We start from the raw sequence: 19,712 nt of genomic DNA, 5'->3' as shown, positions 1-19,712 counted from the left end.
GATTGAGTTGTCCACCCATGTTGCACCATGCGTTATCCGTTCTGCTTCGCGGCACGGCATCGGCCGCTTTGTTGTTCGCCATCCTCCTGCCGGCCACTGCGGCCGACAAACGCAAGGCGATCACCTCGATCCAAGCCGCGGGCGAAGACTACGCCATGCAGGGAGAGTATGCCGGAGGGGTATCACTGGAGAACGGGACGCAAGACTTCGGCGCCCAGGTGATCGCGTTGGGCGATGGCACGTTCGAAGTCGTCGGCTATACCGGCGGGCTGCCCGGCGACGGCTGGCAGCGCGGCGATGAAGTGACTCGCATCAAGACCCAGCTGGTCGATGGCCAGCTCCGCTTCCAGCACAAGAAGGCGGAGATCGTGGTCGATGGCCAGGAGATGCGAATCATCCGAGACGACAACGTGCTGGGTCGATTGAAAAAAGTGGATCGCAAGAGCCCGACGCTGGGCGCCGAACCGCCCGCCGGTGCCGTGGTGTTGTTCGACGGCAGGGACGCACAACATTTCAAGAACGGCAAATTGGTCGAGGGCAAATGGTTGGCAGCCAGCGGGTGCGAGAGCAAGCAGAAGTTTGGTGATCACCGCCTGCACATCGAATTCCGCACACCGTTTATGCCACACGCCCGCGGTCAGGCTCGGGGCAACAGTGGCGTGTACGTGCAGAGCCGATACGAGGTGCAGGTCTTGGACTCGTTCGGTTTAGAAGGCAAGGACAACGAGTGCGGTGGGATCTACAAGGTTTCGCCACCGGAAGTAAATATGTGCTTGCCGCCTCTGCAGTGGCAGACCTATGACATCGACTTCCAAGCGGCTCGCTATAACGACGCCGGGGAAAAAACGCAGAACGCGCGAATCACGGTCCGTCACAACGGGGTCCTCATCCACGAGAACCGTGAACTGCCCGCGGCGACGCCCGGCCGTCACAAAGAAGGTCCCGAGGGCGATGCGTTGTTTTTGCAAGACCACGGCAACCCGGTCGTGTTCCGCAATATTTGGGTCGTTCCCCAGTAATGGTGGACGCCGCGGTGTTCGCCGTTCCCACCGGCGATGGTTGAGCGGTTAGAATCGTCGCTCTCCTTCTTGCCATTGCCATCCTGCCCTTCCCAATACCCTGCCTTGATCGCGTTGCCGCTGGTCTTTCCGCGGCACGTTCCACCGAGTCGATACCATGCTGCGAAATCTCTTTTATCTGTTGTTCGAAGCTTCTGCTCGCGCTGTCGCAACACCGACGAGAACACCGCGAACCCTGCTGGGGTGTATGGCTCTGGCGAGTGCGTTAGCTGGGCTGCCGCCGACGCACCTAACCGCCGCCGACGACTCCGATGGCGGGACGCGACCGGCGGAGGAAACCGCGGCGGCCGGTGAGTCCGATTCGGCCGTTCCGAGCCGCTCGGTCGAGCAGGTCGAAGCGGCGTTGGTCACGGCCGATGGCTTGGCCGTGGAACTGGCCGCCCGCGAGCCACAGGTCGTGGATCCGATCGCGATCCGTTTCGATGCTGCCGGTCGGATGTGGGTTGTGGAGATGCGAGACTATCCCCTGCCCCGCCCCGACCAAGCGCCGCAGGGACGCATTCGCGTTCTGGAAGATCGTGATGCGGATGGACGATTCGAAACCGCGACGACCTTTGCCGATGGATTGATGTTTCCCACCGGTTTGCAGCCGTACCGCAACGGTGTGATCGTCACGCTGGCCGGAAAGATCTGCTTTTTCGCCGACGACGATGGCGACTTGCACTGCGACCGCCAGGAGGTGTGGTTCACCGGGTTCGCCCAGCAGAACGAACAGCTGCGCGCAAACCATCCGGTGTTGGCCGCCGACGGACTGGTGTACGTCGCGGGGGGCTTGCGCGGCGGACAGATCCGCAGCGAGGACCCGCGTTGGCAAAGCGATGCCCCGCTGAAATTAACCGGCGTCGATTTCGCGTTTGATCCGCGGGGCGGTTTCTTTGGGCCGGTGACCGGCAACAGTCAATACGGCCTGACCATCGACGACTTTGGCACCCGCATCGGCTGCAGCAACCGCAATCCGGCGATCGTGGCGGTGTTGCCCTACGCGTTGGTCGAGCGCAGTCCGCGGTTGACCCCGCGGGACGCCCTGCACGACGCCGCCGCGGTGGGACCGAATTCCGAGGTCCGGCCCATCGCCCAGGCTTGGACGACCAGCAATCTGCATGCGGGCCAGTTCAGCGCCGCCTGCGGAGTGCTCCGCGGTTGCGGTCCCGGCATGCCCGCGGCCTGGGCGCGGGATCTGCTGATTTGCGAACCCACCGGATACCTTGTCCAGCGACAAACGACCGCTTCGGAACATGGCCTGCTGCGGTCCCGGCGAGCCGAGGGCGTGGAGGCTTTGGCCAGCCGTGACGATTGGTTTCGTCCGGTGGATTTGGCCCACGGCCCCGATGGCTGTGTGTACGTCGTCGATATGTCGCGAGCGGTGATCGAGCACCCGGACTGGATGCCCGATGAACTGAAGACGCGGCGAGACATGCGTTGGGGAGAATTCCAGGGCCGCATCTGGCGGCTGCGTGACGCGGCCCACCAACCCGCTGCGGCGATCGCTCCGCTCGAACCCGCTGCGGCGGTCCGCTTGCTAGGCCATCCGAACCCCTGGCACCGGGCCGTAGCCTCACGCCTGCTGCTGGAACGCTCGCTCTCACCGGCGCTGGTCGCGGAGGTGCAGGCGGTGTTGCGTTCGGCCGAATCCACCGCCGAGGCGATCGCGCGGGCGGCTCAGTTTTTGGCCTATCACCAGCGGCTGGAAACGGCGGATCTGGAACACTTGCTCCAGCGGGACGATCCCCGGCTGCGCGAGTTGGCGTTGACGTTGGTCGCGGCGGAACCGGAACGCTGGCAGGACGCAGCGGCGCTCGCGCGGCAGGCCGCCAACGACGCCGACCCCAGCGTTCGCTTGGCCGCCGCCGTGCTGTTGGTCTTAGGGGCCGAAACGGATGCACCGCAACCGGACCTCGATGCGCTGGCTCGCTTGGCCGCCGAGGACGGGCACCAGCAGTGGTTCGAGAAAGTGCTCGCCGCCGCTCCGCCCACCGTCGCCGCCGCGGTGCTAGAACGTTTGTTGGACCGGCAGGTCAAGGACTTGCCGCTGCGGTTCTGGCAGACCATGGCACGGCAGGCCGGCCGGTCCGATGCGGATACTTATTCACGGTTACTACGAAACGCACCCGAGGATCCGGTACGGCTGTTGGCCCTGGTCGACGGTTGGTCGGGCGGTTCGCAGGCCCTGGGCGAAGTCGCTGGACAACGTCTGGAGCAGGCTCGCCAGTTGGCCGCAGGGGTGGTGACGGACGCCTCCCAGCCCTTGCCGCTGCGGCAGTTGGCGCTCGAGCAGATCGGTGCGGCGGAGCAACACGTTGCGGTGGTGCGAGGGTTGCTGCAGCCGAGCGAAGCGGCCGAACTGCGGCGAGCCGCCGTGGCTTTGTTGGTCCGGCACGATCGAGAGTGGGCCCTTCAGTGGTTGGACGAGGAACTGACGGCATTGCCGCCGGCGGTGCGCGAAGCGGCGATCGGTGCCCTGCTGCGGGACAAACAGACCATCGCCTGGTTGCTCGATCGCGTTCAGGACGGCCGGGTCACGATGCCCTTGGTGGGTCTGAACAACGTGGATCGCCTGAAACGGCACAGCGATGCGGAGGTCCGCAAGCGAGCGGCCAAGGCGTTTGCGGCCGCCGGGGCGGATCGCTCCGAGGTGATCGCCAAATACGCTCTGGCGCTCGAGCAGCGGGGCAACGCCCAGGCCGGCGCCGCGCTGTTCTCCCAGCACTGTGCGGCGTGCCACCAGGTCGGCGGGGTGGGAACCAATGTCGGCCCGGATATCTCCGACAGCCGAACCAAGACCAAGGCTGCTTTGCTGGCGGCCGTCCTGGATCCCAACGCCGCGATCGACGCCGCGTTCTTGCGCTACAGTGTGCTGACCGTCGACGGCCGCCTGCTGGATGGCTTGCTGTTGTCCGACGCCGGCGACACGGTCGTCCTCCAACAACAGGGCGGCCAGCGGGTCCAACTGGCGAGGGAGGAGATCGAAAGCATCTCGACCGCCGGCGTTTCGCTAATGCCCGAGGGCTTCGAACAACTGCTCAGCGTCGAACAGATGCGAGATCTGTTAACTTACGTCAAGGATTGGCGGTACCAGGACGGATCGATTCCGTTGGCACGCTGACCGGCGACTGACAGGCGGCCGGGTGCGCGATACGATAGACACCACCACGCAGCGGTCCGTAGCATCGCGAGGTGCAACCGCTGGCGTGGCGACTGGTCAAGCAGTGTTGTGGTCAAGCGGTGTTGTCGATGAGCGAAACAGGGAACGAGCCGGTGGATGGACACGTCGAGATCGACGGGATTCGGCTCAAACTTGCCCAACCATTCTCCAGTCCTGGAAAATGGATCGGTCAGCGGGAGATCCTGACCCAGTTGTTGGCGTGTTGGGTGATGTTGGATGAATCCGACCTGCCCCTGACGCCGCGGTTGGTCGGCTCGCCAGGGATCGGCAAGACCCAATTGGCGATTGCCGCGGCCCAGGCCAGCGAGCTGCCGCTGTACATCTACCAGTGCACCGCCGATACCCGTCCGGAAGATCTGTTGATCACGCCGGTGTTGGCCCAGGATGGCAAGATCGCCTACCACGCTTCGCCGCTGGTCACGGCGATGATTCGCGGCGGGGTGTGCGTGCTGGACGAAGGCAACCGGATGAACGAAAAGTCCTGGGCCAGTCTGGCGCCGCTGTTCGACCAGCGGCGGTACGTCGAATCGATCGTCGCCGGTATCTCCATTCCGGCGCATCGCGATTTCCGCGCCGCCGTGACGATGAACCAGGACGAATCGACGTTCGAGATTCCCGATTACATCCTCAGCCGTCTGCAGCCGACCTTGCAGGTTGGGTTTCCCGACAAGCAGGATGAGATGGCGATCCTGCAGTACCACCTGCCCTTTGCCGAGGCGGAGATGCTGGCGATGACGGTGGAGTTTTTGCAGCACGCGCACGAGTTGAAGCTGGACTTTTCGCCCCGCGATGGCATCAATCTGCTGCGCTTCGCCCTCAAACGGATGGCCCAGGATCCGGATCACCCGATCTCGCGCGACGAAGCCTGGCGCGAAGCCCTCGAGCGGTGCTTGGGCGAGGAAGCCATCGATCTGGAAGCCTTGGCCGAACGCAAACAGCGGACGCTGGGCGGCGACAACGTTCCGCTGGGCCTAGCCGATTTCTTCTTCGATCCCGACGATCCCCTGCACCCGGATCGCGACGAGGATGACGACGAAGATTGATCGCCAGTGGCATAGGCTTCCAGCCTGTGAGTGGAACTATCTTCACAGGCTGGAAGCCTATGCCACTGTATTCTTCACAGGCTGGAAGCCTATGCCACTGTTTTCTTCACAGGCTGGAAGCCTATGCCACTGCTCACAGGCTGGAAGCCTATGCCACTGTGAAGGGCTGTAGGTTGATCGGCGGGGCGTCGGCCCGGCGAGTGGTCACGGCGATCAAGTAATCCGCTTGCGGGCGGAGCAGTTGCGAATGCCAACGGCCGGCCGGGCCCCATAACCTCGCTTGCTCCGAGTCATCGGGGACAAAACTCAGTTGCGGTCGATCGCTGTCCAGCGCCGCGAACGCGAACCGGTCCAGCGGCATGGTCAAACCGGTTCCGATGGCTTTGATGAAGGATTCTTTCAGCGTCCAAATCCGCAGAAAGACCTCGGGCTGCTGGGCCGCCGGCTGACGATGCAGGTAGTCGACTTCGGGGGCCGAGAAATATCGCTGGGCAATCCCCAGATCGATCCTTCGCGAGAGGCACTCGACGTCCACGCCTACGGGTTCGGATCCGCCCAGGGCGACGGCCACCAGACCGCCGGTATGCGCGACGTTGAATTCGATACCGGCTTCGTCCACCAGATGTGGCTTGCCGTGCTCGGCATGCCGGAAACGGATCGCTTGCGGTTCGCAGTTCAGGCGTTCTGCGAGCAAGCGGCGAGCCATCCCGCGGCCAACGATGAACTGGTTGCGAGTGGTCGCCTTGCGGTAGCGCTCGGCGTGCTGCTGTTCTTCCCGGCTGAGCCACCGCTGGCACGCCGCCTCCAGAGGGCCGCCTTGATCGACGGCGGCGGCAGCGTGCCAAACTTCGATTCCCATCAGGGCGACTATTCCGCGGCTTCTTCGCCAGCGGGCTGTTCTTCGACGACCGCCGGTTCCGCGTCCTCGGCATCGCCGGCCGGTTCCGCACCGGCGTCCGCGCTTTCTTGAGCTTCGGCTTCGGCGGCCGCTTCGGCATCCCCCGAGTCGCTGTTCTGTTTCAGCTCGTCAAGGTAGCTTTGCAGGCGATCCTTCATGCGGCCTTCGGCGCTGTCGACGGCTTCCTGCTGGGCGGCGATCGCAGCTTCCAGGTTGCCCGCTTGTTCGTGCAGGTGAGCAATGGTGTCGAGCATGGCCGGACGCAGTTGGTCCTCGGCATCCTTCACGCCCGTCTCCGCTTTGGCAATCGCCTTTTCGACCAGGGCGGCATCCAGCTTGTGGGCTTCTCCGGCTTGGTTGACGAAGTAGGTGCCCATATAGATCTGCATCGGATCGCTGGCTTTGTCCAGGAACTGGCTGGCGACCTGGGTAAATTCCTCGGTCTTGTCCTGCATGCCGGCCAGGATCTGCATTTTGACTCCGGTGATCTGCGTGGTCATGTCATCGCTGACCTGCTGGGTATCCAGCTGGTTGAGCGCCTCGAGGGCTTTGTCGGATTGACCGCGGCGGGCCATCATCTGCACTTCGGTCAATTGTTCCTGCATCTGGTACTCCGCCTTGTAGGCTTCGCGGTCCCAGCTGCCCTCGACGACCTTCTCCAGCGGTTCATCCATACCCATGGGATGACCGATCCATTCGATGTGCCCACTTTTGCCGACGATAAACGCGGTGGGAATGCCGTTTTGATTGGCGGCTTCCATGTAGTCGGCATTGGAGGATCCATCGGGGTCGGTCGTCACGCTCCAGGCACTGGTCAGCTCGCCGAAGGTACGTTCTTCGCCGTCTTCACCGGCGGGAGCCGAACGCTCCATAAACTTTTCGACCGTCTCCAGATCTTCGTTGCTGATGCTGATCAGCCGCACGCCTTGGTCCTGGTACTTTGCCTGCGTTTCGGCCAGGTGCGGCATGCTGGCGACACAGGGGCCGCACCAGGTGGCCCAAAACTCGACCACATACACTTTCCCGTCTTCGAATTCACTGACCGGCTCGAAATCCTTCGACACCCAGTGTTCGACATCCAGAGCCGGCGCCTCGCTGCCGATCGACAGCGGTTCGGGTTCGCTCTGCGGTTCCAGCTCGTTCTGGGCGGCGGCGTCCGGCGTCGCCGGTTTGATCGCCACCATGGCGTCAGGATCGGAGGCTGCCGCGGCACCCTCTTCGACGGGCGGTGCCTGCAGGCCGTCGGTCTCGGCTGCGGGAGCGTCTTCGGGCGTCGCATCGGCGGGCGGCAACTGCAGCGAGTTCTCCGCCGCTTCGCCGGGATCCGGCTCCGTCGCCGGAACCGTATCCACCGGGTCGCCTGGCGTGACCGGGACGATGTCGACATCGGTCTCCGGTTCGGTGGTGGAATCACAGCCCATCTGTAGCAACAGTCCCAACATCAAGGGGACCGACAACCATGCAGCTCGCATTGTTCAGCTCGTCGTGTAAGTGGGTGGAGTGTGAGAGACGAAAAACGCCTCTCGTCAAGTTTCTAGTCTAACAGTCGAAAGCAGGGAGGAAAACGACGCCCAAATATCGTGTATAACGGTGAAGCTGGCTTTTCTAACCTTTTCGCCGGGGCGCTGTGTTGTCTTCTCTCGAATCCTCCAAACAGTGGGCCGAGCCGCCGCGTTCGGCCAGCTTTTTTCAGTTCTCGATCCGATCCTTCCTGTGGCTCTTCACCGCGGCCATCGTCTTGGCATGGGTGATCCGCCAGGCGCTGCGCGGCAGCGAGATCCTGGTCGCGATCGCCGCCATGGCCCTGTTGGTCTTGGGGTTCATGGCCCTGTGCAGCGTGGCATTTTTGATCGGTTGGTTCCCCGCCTTTGTGTCGGGGGAACGCAAATTACGTTCCCAAGATTCACCCTTCACGCCCGGGCCGCAACCTCCCGCCGAACTGCTGCAACCTCACCACGCTCCGGTCGACCTGTCCTTGCAATCGACCGAACTTTCCGAACCCGCGGACCGTTCGCCGCCCGTCGAGCTCGAGAGCACCGAGAGCACCGAGAACGAAAATCCCGCGGGAGCGGCTGCGGAAGAGAGCGACGCGGCGGACGAAAAATCGCCCCACGGACCCGATCGCCCGGAGGAAGTGTAATGTCCAGCCCTCGCCTGCTACCGCCGCTTGTCGTGGGATGCGTGCTGTTGGTGGGGCACGTTCTGGCCGGCCGCCCCGCCACGGCGCAGCCCCTTCCGTTCGTCCAGAACGCCCAACCTCGCGTCCCGGTCGACCAGTTTTTCTGGAACGTCCAACTGCCCACCGATGCTCGCCGGATCGATGGGTTCACGCTGGCCTGTCACACGGAAACCCCCTTGGGGACCGGTTACCAACCGGTGCGACTGACCGCTCGAGCCCCCGGACGCTTTGCCGCCGATCGCAGATTGGAGGTGCACTTTTTGCCGGTCACCAACCGCCGCGACAACACCGGCGTGGTGCGCAGCCGTATCACCTGCGCCTTGGAACTGGAACAAGGAAAGTCCAGCGTCAGCAAAGACGTCTACCTGCCGCTGTACAGCTTGGATTCCCTGTACACGATCCGCGTGACCGAGCGCGGACGCCCCCTGCCGGGTTATCAAGCTACCGTGGGTATCGAAGGCTTTAATCCGGGGTACGGATGGATGGGCAATCGCGTCGGTGTGCTGTTGCCACGCGAAGCGATCCAAGGGGCCGACCAAGCCGACCAAGCCGACCAACAAGACGGGGGCGAAACGGAGGGGGGCGAAACGGAGGGGGGCAAAACGGACGGGGACGAAACGGCGACCCTGCCCTGGCAACGGGTGCCCGAACTGGATCGGTTGATCAACTTTTTGGGCGGTAGCAGAAATGTTGCTGCGCCCGGCCGTCGGGGGGGAATTCAAAGCTGGGCCGATTTACATTTGCAGTTTTTGGGTGCCAACAGCGGCGAGCACTCGCTTGCCGATTGGAGTCCGGCACAGCAGGAATTATTGTTGTCCGGCTTTCCGCTGCTGGGCTGTGTCCTGCACGAGGACCAGTTGTGGGATAACTGGCTGGGATACGAATCGCTCAGCGTGTTGATGATGCCGCTGCCGATGCTGGAGCGGCTGCAAGCCCAGCAACCGGCGCAGGCGGCGGCGATCCGCGATTTCGCGGCGGCCGGCGGTACGCTGTATCTCTACGCGGTCGACGATGCCGAGCACGTGCACCGCGTGCTGGGCACTCGGGCATTGGATTCGGCGGCGGCGGATTCGGTGTTGGCCAGAGCGCGACGCGACCGGCGGTTGTTTTCGACCGGCGCTGGCGCTGCGGACTTTTTCCTGCATCCCTACGTGGCCGGCATGTTGGTCTGCGTCCAGGATCCCTATCCTTTCCCCGGAACCGGCTCGCACTGGAACGCGGTGACAACGGCAAACCTGTCGTCCTCGCGGGCTTTGGTCCGCCGCGGTGTCGATCCGGCCTATGGCGACATCCGCTTCTGGCAATGGGTCCTGCCCAATGTGGCCAAGCCTCCGGTGTATGCATTCCTGACCCTGTTGGGAATGTTTACCGTGGTGGTGGGTCCGGTGGCGTATCGCATCACCAGCAAACTGAAGCGGCTGTACCTGATGTTGTTGGTGGCTCCGGTGTTCGCCGTACTGACCACGTTGCTGATGCTCGGTTACGGGGTGCTTTCCGATGGGATTGGTTACCAGACGCGTGTCCGCGAAGTGACTTGGGTGGACACAACCAGCGGCGCGGGGCTGCGTTGGACGCGGGCGACGTATTTCGCGGGCATTCGGCCGGCCGATGGGCTGCGTTTCGATGGCCAGACCGCCGTGTACCCCTACCCCCAGCCCGATCTGGACGCTTCCGGTCCGAGCGAAACGCAGACCTTTGCCGGACGCATCGTCCTGGAGGACGACACCCAGCAGCTGGCCTATGGCTTTCTGCCCAGCCGCCAACAGCGGCAATTCATCGGCTTCCGGCCCAAGGCTGATCTGGGAGGCATCCAGGTGGCGGGGCCTCGGCCCGACGACGCTCAACAGCGCGATGTTCGCAATGATTTCGATTTCGCCCTGCGCACGTTGCTGTTTCGGGATGTTCAGGGACGTTACTGGTTGGTCGAGAAAATCGCAGCCGGCCAGAAGGCAAGCGGGCGCCGGTTAGCGGATTTGGAAGCCGCCAGAATGCTCCGCGAGACGTACTCGGAGTATGTGCTGGAATACCCAGTCGGTTTCGACCGGCCGCGCAACCGACGTCGCTGGGGCAATTCCGAGATGGACCTGGTATCCGAAGCCACGCTGACGTTGCCCCAGCCCTATCGCGGGCATACCGAAGGCGTGGTCGAACAGCGTTTGCGAGCGATGTTGCAGGTCGATGGGCAGATCCCACACGGTCATTATTTCGCGCTGGCCGACGTCACCCGTGATGTGCTGGCGTTGGACGCGAGGATCCAAGAGGACAGCGTGCATTTTTGTTTTGGGAGGTGGGAATGATTCAAGCGACAGGCGTCGGCGTGCACAGCGAATCCGGCGGCGGGATCGAACTGAACCGCCTGTACCGCGTGTTTGGCAAGACGGTTGCCGTTCGCGACGTGACGTTCACCGTCCCGGCCGGCAGTGTGTTCGGTTACATCGGGCCCAACGGAGCCGGCAAGACGACCAGCATGCGCATCCTGGCGACGCTGGATCTGCCGACCTATGGCGATGCGTTTGTCGATGGGTTCTCGGTGATCCACGATCCGGAACTGGTGCGGCGACGGCTGGGCTTCATGCCCGACGCGTTCGGTACCTATCGCGATGTGAGCTGTGCGGAGTACTTGGATTTCTTTGCTCGCGCCTACGGTCTGGTCGGCCGCGATCGTCAGCGGCGGCTGGACTGGGTGACCGATTTCACCGGCATCGGCGGCATGCGTGACAAGCCCATCAGCGGGCTCAGCAAGGGCATGAAACAACGGCTGTGTTTGGGACGTGCCCTGATCCACGATCCGGCCGTCCTGATCCTGGACGAACCGGCTGCGGGGCTGGACCCGCGGGCCCGGATCGAGCTGCGGCGGATGATCGGATCATTGGCTGCGGAATCCAAGACGGTCTTGATCAGCAGTCACATCCTGACCGAGTTGGCCGAGATCTGCGACCGCGTCGGGATCATCGAACAGGGCGAGCTGTTGGTGACCGGAACGGTCGAGGAAATCAAGCAGGCCCAGCAGCAAACGCGTGAATTGACCATCCGGGTCATCGCCGAAATCGATGCTGCCCTCGGCTTTTTGCAGCAAGAGGCGAACTGCGAAAACATCATCCGCGATGGCGAACTGCTGCGCTTCGGTTTCCATGGCGACGTTGACGGCCAAGCCGAATTGATTACGGCCTTGGTCGGACAGGGCTGTCGCATCGCCGAAGTGCATTCGCATCAGCGCAGCCTGGAAGACATCTTTCTGCACATCACCGAGGGACTGGTCCAATGAGCGAATCGATCACCGGCCAGACCGCCGGCAATCTGCCCGTCGACGAGCGCGCCGAGGCGCGCTCGGCGGAGGACGCCAGGACGTGGCCCGAGCGATTGCGGGCGGTCGAAGCGTGGCTGGAAAAGGTGGGCGACAGCCTGAATCCGATCCTCGTCAAGGAAACCCGCCAGGCGCTGAAGAGCCGCCAGTTTCTGATCACGTTTTCGTTGCTGTTGGTGGCCTCGTTCGGATGGTCGGTCGCCGGCAGTTTGATGCAGATGCCGGCGATTTATTATCGCCCCTCGGCACCGCAGTTGTTGGTGGGCTATTACCTGATCCTTGCCGTGCCGATGTTGTTCGTGGTGCCCCTGGCCGCCTATCGTTCGCTGGCCGCAGAGATCGACGACGGCACGCTGGAATTGCTGCGCGTGACGACCCTCACGCCGATGCAAGTCGTGGTCGGCAAACTGTGCAGTGCGCTGCTGCAGATGATGCTCTATTTCGTCACGCTGATTCCCTGCGTCGCCTATGCCTATGCCCTGCGTGGGACGGACCTGCCGACCCTGATCGCGTTGTTGGAATTGGTGTTATTGGCCGCGGTTCAAATGACCGTGTTCGGATTGTTTCTGGCGCCGCTGTCGACCGGTCGCGCAGGTCAGTTGACCGCGCTGATCGCCCTGGTCGGTGCCCTGACGATGGCCGAGTACGTCGTCGGGATTCAAGCCATCGTGTTGATTTTGCAAGCCGATCCGCTTTCGCCCTGGGCGACCATTTTTCTGTCCTTCGGAGGCGTGGCCCTGGTTGCGACGAACAGTTACCTGTTGATGTCCACCGCCGCGGCGGTGTTGGCTCCGGCCTGCGCGAACCGCTCGACCAAGGTCCGTGTGGCGTTGCTCGTCCAGCAATTGGTCTTCCTGGGCTTGCTGGCTTACGCCGTCGTCGAGATCCACCAACCGGGGCGTTTCGTGAGCATTCCGCAGTTCCCGGGGCTGTCTTTGTTGGAACTGGTGGTTTGGATCGGGATCGCCGATGCGGTGTACTGGGCCTTGATCGGCAGCATGATGGCGGCCGAGTCCCCGGTACTGACGCCACGCGTTCGCCGCGAATTGCCGCGGAGTTTCGTGGGACGTGCTTTCCTGACGTTTCTGATGCCCGGACCATCAACCGGCGTCGTGCTGGCGATTCTGGGAGCGGCCAGCGCGTTGTTGTTTGTCTGGGGGGGCATCTGGTATCTGGAAGCCCGCGATGCGGCCGGGATGGATCGCCTGGCGGCCGTTTCGCTGGCCGTGTTCGGTTACCTCGCCATCTTTCTGGTGATCACGCGCTGGGCGGCGATTCTGCTGCGACGCGTAACCGATTTCCGGCCCAGCGTGGGACTGGCCCTGCTGGTCGTCCTGGCGCTGGTGGCCGCCCTGGTCCCGTACTCGCTGTACATGGTGATCGCGGACTTTCCGTCTCAGCCGAACTACAGCTACTGGCAACTTCCCAATTGGGCGTGGACGATCGGCGTGTTGGTGCAGAGCCCGGGGCGTTGGAACAGCCACTGGTTCGTCTTCGGCGCGGGACTGGTGTTTCTGCTGGGACACCTGGCCTTTCTGGGCCCCATCGTGATGCCGCAGCGAATCCCCACGCCCGTTCGCGTCGAACGCGAACAGCAGCGGATCCGCGGGAGCCGCCGGGAAGACGAACCCGAAATCGATCCGCTGGCGTTGGAAGAGGCTTAGTGCCGCATCCAGGTTTGATTTTGGCACAGCCGAACTCGCCAGAGCTTGGACCGCGGCGGCGACATGGTCCAAAGTCCGGCGAGTTCAGCTACGGCCATCCCCTAATTGACGCAGCCTAGCGGTCGCCGCGAAGCGTAAAGGTGGTGTAGTGGATTCCGGTGGGCGAGTCGTAGGCGAACGAGCCCGAGGGAGCGAAGTACTTGCGAAGCAAATCAAAGGGCGGCAGCTCGTGCCGCTGCATGATCTCCGATAGTTTCGCGGCCACCGGATTCCCCTCACCGGCCTGCTGCAGTTGCTGGCGAGTCGAGGGCGACGCCGCCATGTCGTAGAACTGTCGCAGCATTTCTTGTTGGCGAGTGAAGCTGATCAGGAAGGGCGGCTGGCCATCGAGCTGGCCGCCGACTTCGCCGATCACCAAATCGAATTCCGCCACCCCGCTCAATCTGGGCAGGGCGCCGCCGCGAGCCCGAACGGCTCGCTGCAACAACTGCTTGCTGTCGCAGTACAGCAGTTCGTTGCCCAGCACGGCCAATCGCGGTTCGGGCCGCCGCAGGTTCTGCGGAAAATTATCTCCGCCAGGGCGACCCATCGCGTACACGACCACGTTGCCTTCGTCGTCTCGCGTGCTGCTGCGCGGTGCGGCCGCGGCCAGTTTTTCGGCGACCTGTTGCGCCTGTTCGGCCCCCTTGAATTCGAAGGCGATGATTTGCGACTGGCTGTTCAGCCGGGCCGGCGGTTCGTACCAGCGAACGAAGGTCACGCGGCCGGTCAGTTGATCGATGATCTCGTCTTGGACGTTCAATTCCAAGCGCTGCTCCGTGGGCTTTTCGATCAGTCGCTCGAGAGCACCATCGCCTTGAAAGCGATCCAAGATCCTTCCCAGCCCCTTGTAGGCATTGGGCACGTCCCAGTACAGCGTGGTGTAGCTGGACACGTCATCGGCGACCCAGGTCGGTGGCGTGATGTCGCCGCTGGCCGGCCGCAGGACCGAGAACAAACCGTCGCGTGGCGTCTGAACCAGCACGTGGGCGTGCATGATGCCATCGAACACGTCGCCGCCGGAAAACATGCTGGCGCCGACGCCCTTCAATTTGTCAAAGCCCAGTTCCTCCAGGATGGGCCAGAACACGGCGGCACCGCCACCGCCTTTGACGAAGCGTTCGCCAAAGCCGTAGGGATTGGCAAAGAACGTGATTTGCGGCTCGGTTTCTTCCGCCCCCACGCAGGGGCCCATGACGGCCGCGAAATCTTCGTTTTGGGCCAGCGTCTTGGAGGAGGATTGGCCCTCCCAACGCCGCAGGGCGTCGCCGACCACCCCTTCGCCAATGCCGAAAATGGTCGCGCCGTCGCGCTGGCAGAATTCGATCCCTGGACGGGTTACCTGCGGCGCCCGGTACGCAGTGATCTCCGTATCAAAAACTTCTTCGTCGCGGAGCACGTAGCCCTGGTTGACCAGCAAGTCGCCCAGCCGATCCAGCATGTTTTTCATCACGTGCGCCCGATCGCCCGTTTCAATAATCGCGATCATTCCCACCATGGAATTACGTCGCCGCCGCTGTTCGATCCTTGCGCGAAGGGCTTCGGGCGAATCGCCCTTCGGCAAATCCTCGGCTTGTCCGGCCGGTTCAAAGGGAATCACCGCCACGGCGACTTCGCCCTCGGGGATGCTGAGTAATTCGTCCAGCGAGACGCCCACGCGGTCGCTGATCCTTTCAAACAATTCGGCTCCAGCGGAGTACAGGTCCCCGGCCAGCGGCTTCACTTTCGGATCGTCCAGCATCCGCCCCATCGAGGATTCGGCGAAAGCCTTTTTCAGCTCGGTCGCATCGTCGATACGTCCATACACCAGCACGTCATGGGGGAACAGATGCGGCGCACCCGGACGGTCGGCGTTTGCCGCGGAAACAAAGGCGAACGTTGTGGCCGTGGCCAGCATCGAAAAGAGCAGCGTGCGCATCAGAGGAGACCTGGGAACAGAGGTTGTAGAAGAGAAACAAGCGGCGCAACCCGACGATTCGTCGCCGCGATGCCGAGCTTGGGCCGGAAAAGCGGAACAAGTTCTCATCATAGCGGTTAAAATGAGGGCTTCACGTCGCCGTACACTTCGATACGAACGGCCCAAACGCCGTTTTTTGCCGCTTTTTTCTCGCTGACAGGGAACCGCCATACCATGTGGTCCAAGCATTTCAAGCAATTGCAGATGATCACTGCTTCGCCACGACCATCCGGTTCGGGGCGATTGGCAATCGTCTGCCGATCCGCCGTTTGCGTCGCCTTGGCGATTTGCGTCGCCTTGGCGAGCGGGGCCGCGGCGACGGTGCATGCCCAACAGAACACCAATGCTCGGGAAGGCGCGGGGCAGACCAATAGCAGTCTCGATATGGGCTCCGATATCGAAAGCCGCGCGATGGATTCCGACGCGGTCTTCGGCGTCGAACGGGGCGATAGTGTCGGGGCGTCCAGCGAAACGGTTCGAGGATTCAGCTCCGTCGGCGGGGCGGCATCGTCCGGAGCGGGAGCCGGCGGCTTTGGCGGCCGGATGGGCGGCTTCGGCGGCATGGGCGGACTCGGCGGCTTGTTCGGCGGCGCTTTTAATCAGTTCAACAACCAGACGCAAAGTGCGCAGAATCGGGCGATCCGCACCCGTTTGCGCTCGTCCATCGTGGTCCCGCCGGCCGATGTCGCTCGGGTGCAAGCCAATATCCAGCGGCGGTTGGCCGGAGCCAATGTGGCCGAGCGGTTTCGTGGCACCAACGTCACCGTCGCCGGGCGAACCGCGACGATCGACGGCAGCGTGGGCTCGGCCGCCGATCAGCGGATGGCTCAATTGCTGTTGAGTTTGGAGCCGGGCGTGCAGCGCGTCGACAACCGGCTCGGGGTGGTCGGCGTCGAGGGTGGCAACCTTTCGCCCAGCGACGTCACCGGAAACGCGACGGCGCAGCGGAGCAGTCCTTCGACCGGTGTTGTCGCACCTCGCGGGCTCGGGGGATCGACCCCGATTGTTCCGAACGTCGGTGTCGTTCCGGACGTCGATGTCGTTCCGGACGTCGATATCAATCCCGACGTCGACGTGGACATCGACGTGGACCGAGCGGCAGCAGCGGTCGTGCCGCGGGGCAATGGTGCGGCCACGGACGGACGCCGCGACTCGGTGCGGCCACGCCGCGACTTGGTGCCGCCGGGCGGCGACGACGGTCTGACGAACCAGCCCAGTGGAGCGCCGCAGCCGAGGAATCTACGCAGCGACGTCAACGATAGGGCGGCGACACAGCGGAGCGTTCCCGCGGCCGGCTCCGTAGCCCCGCGTCAACCCGCTGGAGCTACGCGAGCGAACACTCGGTTCGCCCCGCAGCGAACGATCCATTATCCCCACTATCCCAACGTTCCTTACGATCCGCGCGTCGACACCAGCGGCTGGAATCCCATCTATCCGTCCTCCGGCCGCTAGTTTCGACCCAGGGCATCCAGCGTGGCCGTGTACAGGCTGCGCTTGCTCTTTTTCGGCACGGCGATGGGCTTGGGATTCACGTCGAAGGGAATCCAGTCGATGTGGTTGGCTTTGATCGCCATGTGACGGCCATCGGGGGTCCGGGTGTAGGTATTGCCGGCGCAGTACTTGCGCATCACCGCCAGGATTTCCGGGGTGTACTGGAATCCGCCGTCGGCCGTCCGCACGCCCAGTTCGTCGAAACTGCCGACCGTTACCAAGGATCGGCGGCGGTCGTGAAACTCATAGGCCTCGACGCCCTTTTCTCGCAGGGCGGTGACCATCCGGTGGGCCTGCAGCGCAAAATCGTTCAGCCGCTGGGCGCTGGGTTTGAATTCCTTGTCGTGTTTGCCATCGACAAAGGTCGACAAACCCTCGAACGTGCGCACGACGACCGTGAACTTGCCGGGGTTTTCCAACAGGCTGTGTTCGACTTCCTTGTTGATGCTCATCACGAACGAGTCGACTTCGGGCTGTTGGAAGAAATCGTCGGGCAGCAGCGGATTGCGGGTCACGAAGGCGGTGGCCATCGGTGGCTTGCCACCTTCTTTCTTTTCGCCCAGCAGTTGCCGCTGGAAGCGGCGCACGGCGGCCAGCGGGCTGTCGTCCTGACCCTTGCCGTTGTAGGCCTTGGGCGTGGCCGTCTTGATCGTTTCCAGCGTGCGATCGATCGCCGGGTGGTCGACGCTGTCGAATTCACCCACCAGGACCGAGAAGGTTTCGTAGGACTGGGGATTGGCGTAGCGGACGCGTGCTCCGGTGGTGTGCAGGTCCGGCACGCGACCCGAAAAGTCGAACGACTCGCGGTAGATAAAAGCCGGCAAGTCGTAGTCGCTGCGCATCTCCAGGACCAGCTTCTCCGCTTTTTCCAGTCCGCTTTCGCCGGCAAAGGTCGCCGCCAGAATCAACCAGGGACCATCTTCTTCGGTCAACGTGTAGGATCGGCCCGGATCGGCCTCGACAGATTTCTTGCCGAAGACTCGCAGCAGGCTGGGCGGGTCGGCCGTCGCGGTGCTCGGGCCCGCGGCCGTGATCACCACAGTCGCCAGCGCCCCCCAGAGGACCATTCCCACCTGACGACGGATCCAATGTTTCACGGTAAGCATGGTTTTCCTTTACCTGTCCTTCTTGCCGCGATTCCCGACCAGCGGAGAATCGCAGCGAGCGCGAAATGTATGGCGGCCAGTTCGATTCCGATTGGGGACCCTAGCAAACCGCAACCGGCCGGTGGAAGACGAATTGAAAGAGAGTCGCCTTTCGCTCCGCCGAAAGTAGAGTGTCGCCTTTCGCTCCGCCGAAAGTAGAGAGTCGCCTTTCGCTCCGTCGAAAGTAGAGAGTCACCTTTCGCTCCGCCGAAAGTAGAGAGTCACCTTTCGCTCCGTCGAAAGAGTAAACGTTATCGGAGCTACTTTCGGCGGAGCGAAAGGCGACAAAAGGCGACGCCGTGCTGCGTCGGCTCAGGCGGCGCGGCCGGGTGCGTCGCGGACCAGGTCTTCGATTTCCGCGTACAGTTTGCGGACTTCGTCCTGACGTCGCTGGGCCTGGTCGACCGTAGCGACGTCCCACGTAGCTCCGCTCTGGCGAGCGGTCGAGACGCGGACGCCCAGCGAAGCTTTGAAGCGGCTGAACCAGATCACGCCTTGGGGCCAGCGCTGGGAGGCGTGGAGCAAATAGTTTCGGTCGTCGGTCGCCCAGGCGATGTGCAGGGCCAATAGGTTGACGATGTCTTCGTGCTCGAAGTACGAGGTGTGAACCAGTTCGCTGCCGGAGACTTGGGTGGCCAGGCGATCGGCGAGCGACAAGGGCGAAGCGGCCAGCAAGCGGCGCAGCTGCGGCGCCATATTGCGTGCTCCCTGGTCGGCTCGTTGGACCAAACGTTCGCACAGCCAACCGGGCAGCGGCGGATAGTCGCGGCGGAGGATGCTTTCGGCCGGCCACGGATGGACCGAGACGATTTTGCCGCCCGGGCGATTGTTGCCCTGCAACGTCTTGATAACCTGTGCGGTGACAACGCGATCGAGCAGCGGCTGGAGCAGCAGGTTGAAGCTCCAGCCCAACAACCACTGATGCGGACGCCCCAGGGCGTGCAAGCGGTCCGAGGCGAACACCTGCGGCGACGGCGAGTAGCGTCCTACAAAAGATAACGGCATATCCAGGGTGGCTCGCAGCCCATTGATCGCTTCGTCGTCGGGCGACCACAACCCCAGCCAGCGATCGCCGTACAGCTGCATCACGCGGCGATCGAGCTGTTCATCGCGTCGTATCTGCCAGGATTCCAGGATCGGCGTGGCCATCATCGAAGCCACGCACAGGCACACGTACAAACAGCCGACCACCACCATGGCTGTCGCGGCCATGGCTGGCAGAGCCAAGGACGCCGGAGCTCGGCCGAAGACGAAAGCCACCAAAGCGGAAGCCAGGACAACGGCCGGCAGGGCCACGGCCAGCCCGGCGGACCAGCGGATGGCGGTGGTCCAGCGAAACAGCCGCAGCGACCGTTTGTGCAGAAACGGAGTGCCCACGGTCGACCAGCTGCGGAGACCGTGCAGGACCACCTGGCGGCGGCAAGCCATCCGCAGGGCGGCCCAGATCAGCGACCCACCGTGACTGTGGCCCACCAAGTGGTATCGCTCACCGGCTCGTTCACGTTGTTGCAATTGTTCCAGCAGCCGCGCGGCGGCGTGTTCTCGGGCCCGCTCGCTGTTGGATCCCGACCAGTGAAACAGGGATGTGTCGGGCGCCGGCAGACGCGTACCGGCGGGCAAACGAGCCGAGAACCGTTGCCAGAACGCACTGTCCCGCTGCCACCAGGCCCGCCCGCGATCGGACGCGTTGGCGGCAAACGTTCCGTGGATGCAAAGGACGGTTTCGTCGGCGGGCGGATCGGTACTCATA

General features: G+C 63.3%; 13 protein-coding genes. 8 read left to right on the top strand and 5 right to left on the bottom strand.

Features of this window, described 5'->3' with window-relative positions; translation table 11 throughout:
- Nucleotides 1-17 precede the first annotated feature (17 nt).
- The 3 genes from GE027_RS02665 (at nt 18) to GE027_RS02655 (ending at nt 5,285) form a co-directional block, all read left to right on the top strand.
- Nucleotides 18-1,019 carry a 3-keto-disaccharide hydrolase gene (locus tag GE027_RS02665; RefSeq protein WP_153555611.1) on the top strand — a complete coding sequence of 334 codons (1,002 nt, stop codon included), beginning with the start codon at nt 18-20 and terminating at the stop codon, nt 1,017-1,019.
- Nucleotides 1,020-1,176: 157 nt separating this feature from the next.
- Nucleotides 1,177-4,182 (top strand): PVC-type heme-binding CxxCH protein, encoded by a 3,006-nt coding sequence (locus tag GE027_RS02660; RefSeq protein ID WP_153555610.1) that lies wholly within the window; start codon nt 1,177-1,179, stop codon nt 4,180-4,182.
- Nucleotides 4,183-4,253: 71 nt separating this feature from the next.
- Entirely contained in the window at nt 4,254-5,285 is a 1,032-nt protein-coding gene (locus GE027_RS02655; RefSeq protein WP_237607203.1) for an AAA family ATPase, read from the top strand.
- 148 nt (nt 5,286-5,433) lie between these two features.
- Here GE027_RS02655 and GE027_RS02650 read toward each other — a convergent pair whose 3' ends face one another.
- The gene (locus GE027_RS02650) at nt 5,434-6,144 is read right to left on the bottom strand and encodes a 4'-phosphopantetheinyl transferase family protein (RefSeq protein ID WP_153555609.1); all 711 of its coding nucleotides are present in this window, start codon (nt 6,142-6,144) and stop codon (nt 5,434-5,436) included.
- Between the two features lie 8 nt (nt 6,145-6,152).
- Nucleotides 6,153-7,655, bottom strand: coding sequence for a TlpA disulfide reductase family protein (locus tag GE027_RS02645; RefSeq protein ID WP_153555608.1), 1,503 nt, complete (start codon nt 7,653-7,655; stop codon nt 6,153-6,155).
- Nucleotides 7,656-7,810: 155 nt separating this feature from the next.
- Here GE027_RS02645 and GE027_RS02640 point away from each other — a divergent pair, with 155 nt between their 5' ends.
- Genes GE027_RS02640 through GE027_RS02625 form a run of 4 tightly spaced genes read left to right on the top strand, consistent with a single transcriptional unit; the run spans nt 7,811 to nt 13,330 of the window.
- Nucleotides 7,811-8,323 carry a hypothetical protein gene (locus GE027_RS02640; RefSeq protein WP_162006542.1) on the top strand — a complete coding sequence of 171 codons (513 nt, stop codon included), beginning with the start codon at nt 7,811-7,813 and terminating at the stop codon, nt 8,321-8,323.
- Nucleotides 8,323-10,659 (top strand): hypothetical protein, encoded by a 2,337-nt coding sequence (locus GE027_RS02635; protein ID WP_153555606.1) that lies wholly within the window; start codon nt 8,323-8,325, stop codon nt 10,657-10,659. Before GE027_RS02640 ends, GE027_RS02635 begins: the two co-directional genes overlap by 1 nt.
- Entirely contained in the window at nt 10,656-11,627 is a 972-nt protein-coding gene (locus GE027_RS02630; RefSeq protein WP_153555605.1) for an ABC transporter ATP-binding protein, read from the top strand. Before GE027_RS02635 ends, GE027_RS02630 begins: the two co-directional genes overlap by 4 nt.
- Nucleotides 11,624-13,330: an ABC transporter permease gene (locus GE027_RS02625; protein WP_153555604.1), complete on the top strand. Its 1,707-nt coding sequence runs from the start codon at nt 11,624-11,626 to the stop codon at nt 13,328-13,330. Before GE027_RS02630 ends, GE027_RS02625 begins: the two co-directional genes overlap by 4 nt.
- A 115-nt stretch (nt 13,331-13,445) precedes the next feature.
- On the opposite strand, the gene GE027_RS02620 is transcribed toward GE027_RS02625, so the two are convergent.
- Entirely contained in the window at nt 13,446-15,287 is a 1,842-nt protein-coding gene (locus GE027_RS02620) for a hypothetical protein (RefSeq protein WP_153555603.1), read from the bottom strand.
- Nucleotides 15,288-15,500: 213 nt separating this feature from the next.
- Here GE027_RS02620 and GE027_RS02615 point away from each other — a divergent pair, with 213 nt between their 5' ends.
- Nucleotides 15,501-16,778, top strand: coding sequence for a BON domain-containing protein (locus GE027_RS02615; protein WP_153555602.1), 1,278 nt, complete (start codon nt 15,501-15,503; stop codon nt 16,776-16,778).
- On the opposite strand, the gene GE027_RS02610 is transcribed toward GE027_RS02615, so the two are convergent.
- Nucleotides 16,775-17,923, bottom strand: coding sequence for a hypothetical protein (locus GE027_RS02610; protein ID WP_237607201.1), 1,149 nt, complete (start codon nt 17,921-17,923; stop codon nt 16,775-16,777). The two genes, GE027_RS02615 and GE027_RS02610, sit on opposite strands and share 4 nt — an antisense overlap.
- Nucleotides 17,924-18,274: 351 nt before the next feature.
- Nucleotides 18,275-19,711, bottom strand: coding sequence for a lipase family protein (locus tag GE027_RS02605; RefSeq protein WP_153555601.1), 1,437 nt, complete (start codon nt 19,709-19,711; stop codon nt 18,275-18,277).
- Nucleotide 19,712 lies beyond the last annotated feature (1 nt).

The organism is Roseimaritima sediminicola (genome assembly GCF_009618275.1).
In the GTDB taxonomy this organism is placed as follows: Bacteria; Planctomycetota; Planctomycetia; order Pirellulales; family Pirellulaceae; genus Roseimaritima; species Roseimaritima sediminicola.
The sequence above is the reverse complement of the archived record's forward strand: the minus strand, read 5'-3'. Positions and strand labels throughout refer to the sequence as shown.

Excerpts from the sequence above, each read along its gene's own strand:
- GE027_RS02620 (WP_153555603.1), bottom strand. The coding sequence starts at position 15,287 with ATGCGCACGCTGCTCTTTTCGATGCTGGCCACGGCCACAACGTTCGCC.
- GE027_RS02645 (WP_153555608.1), bottom strand. The coding sequence starts at position 7,655 with ATGCGAGCTGCATGGTTGTCGGTCCCCTTGATGTTGGGACTGTTGCTA.
- GE027_RS02650 (WP_153555609.1), bottom strand. The coding sequence starts at position 6,144 with ATGGGAATCGAAGTTTGGCACGCTGCCGCCGCCGTCGATCAAGGCGGC.
- GE027_RS02665 (WP_153555611.1), top strand. The coding sequence starts at position 18 with ATGTTGCACCATGCGTTATCCGTTCTGCTTCGCGGCACGGCATCGGCC.
- GE027_RS02660 (WP_153555610.1), top strand. The coding sequence starts at position 1,177 with ATGCTGCGAAATCTCTTTTATCTGTTGTTCGAAGCTTCTGCTCGCGCT.
- GE027_RS02625 (WP_153555604.1), top strand. The coding sequence starts at position 11,624 with ATGAGCGAATCGATCACCGGCCAGACCGCCGGCAATCTGCCCGTCGAC.
- GE027_RS02610 (WP_237607201.1), bottom strand. The coding sequence starts at position 17,923 with ATGCTTACCGTGAAACATTGGATCCGTCGTCAGGTGGGAATGGTCCTC.
- GE027_RS02605 (WP_153555601.1), bottom strand. The coding sequence starts at position 19,711 with ATGAGTACCGATCCGCCCGCCGACGAAACCGTCCTTTGCATCCACGGA.
- GE027_RS02635 (WP_153555606.1), top strand. The coding sequence starts at position 8,323 with ATGTCCAGCCCTCGCCTGCTACCGCCGCTTGTCGTGGGATGCGTGCTG.
- GE027_RS02615 (WP_153555602.1), top strand. The coding sequence starts at position 15,501 with ATGTGGTCCAAGCATTTCAAGCAATTGCAGATGATCACTGCTTCGCCA.
- GE027_RS02630 (WP_153555605.1), top strand. The coding sequence starts at position 10,656 with ATGATTCAAGCGACAGGCGTCGGCGTGCACAGCGAATCCGGCGGCGGG.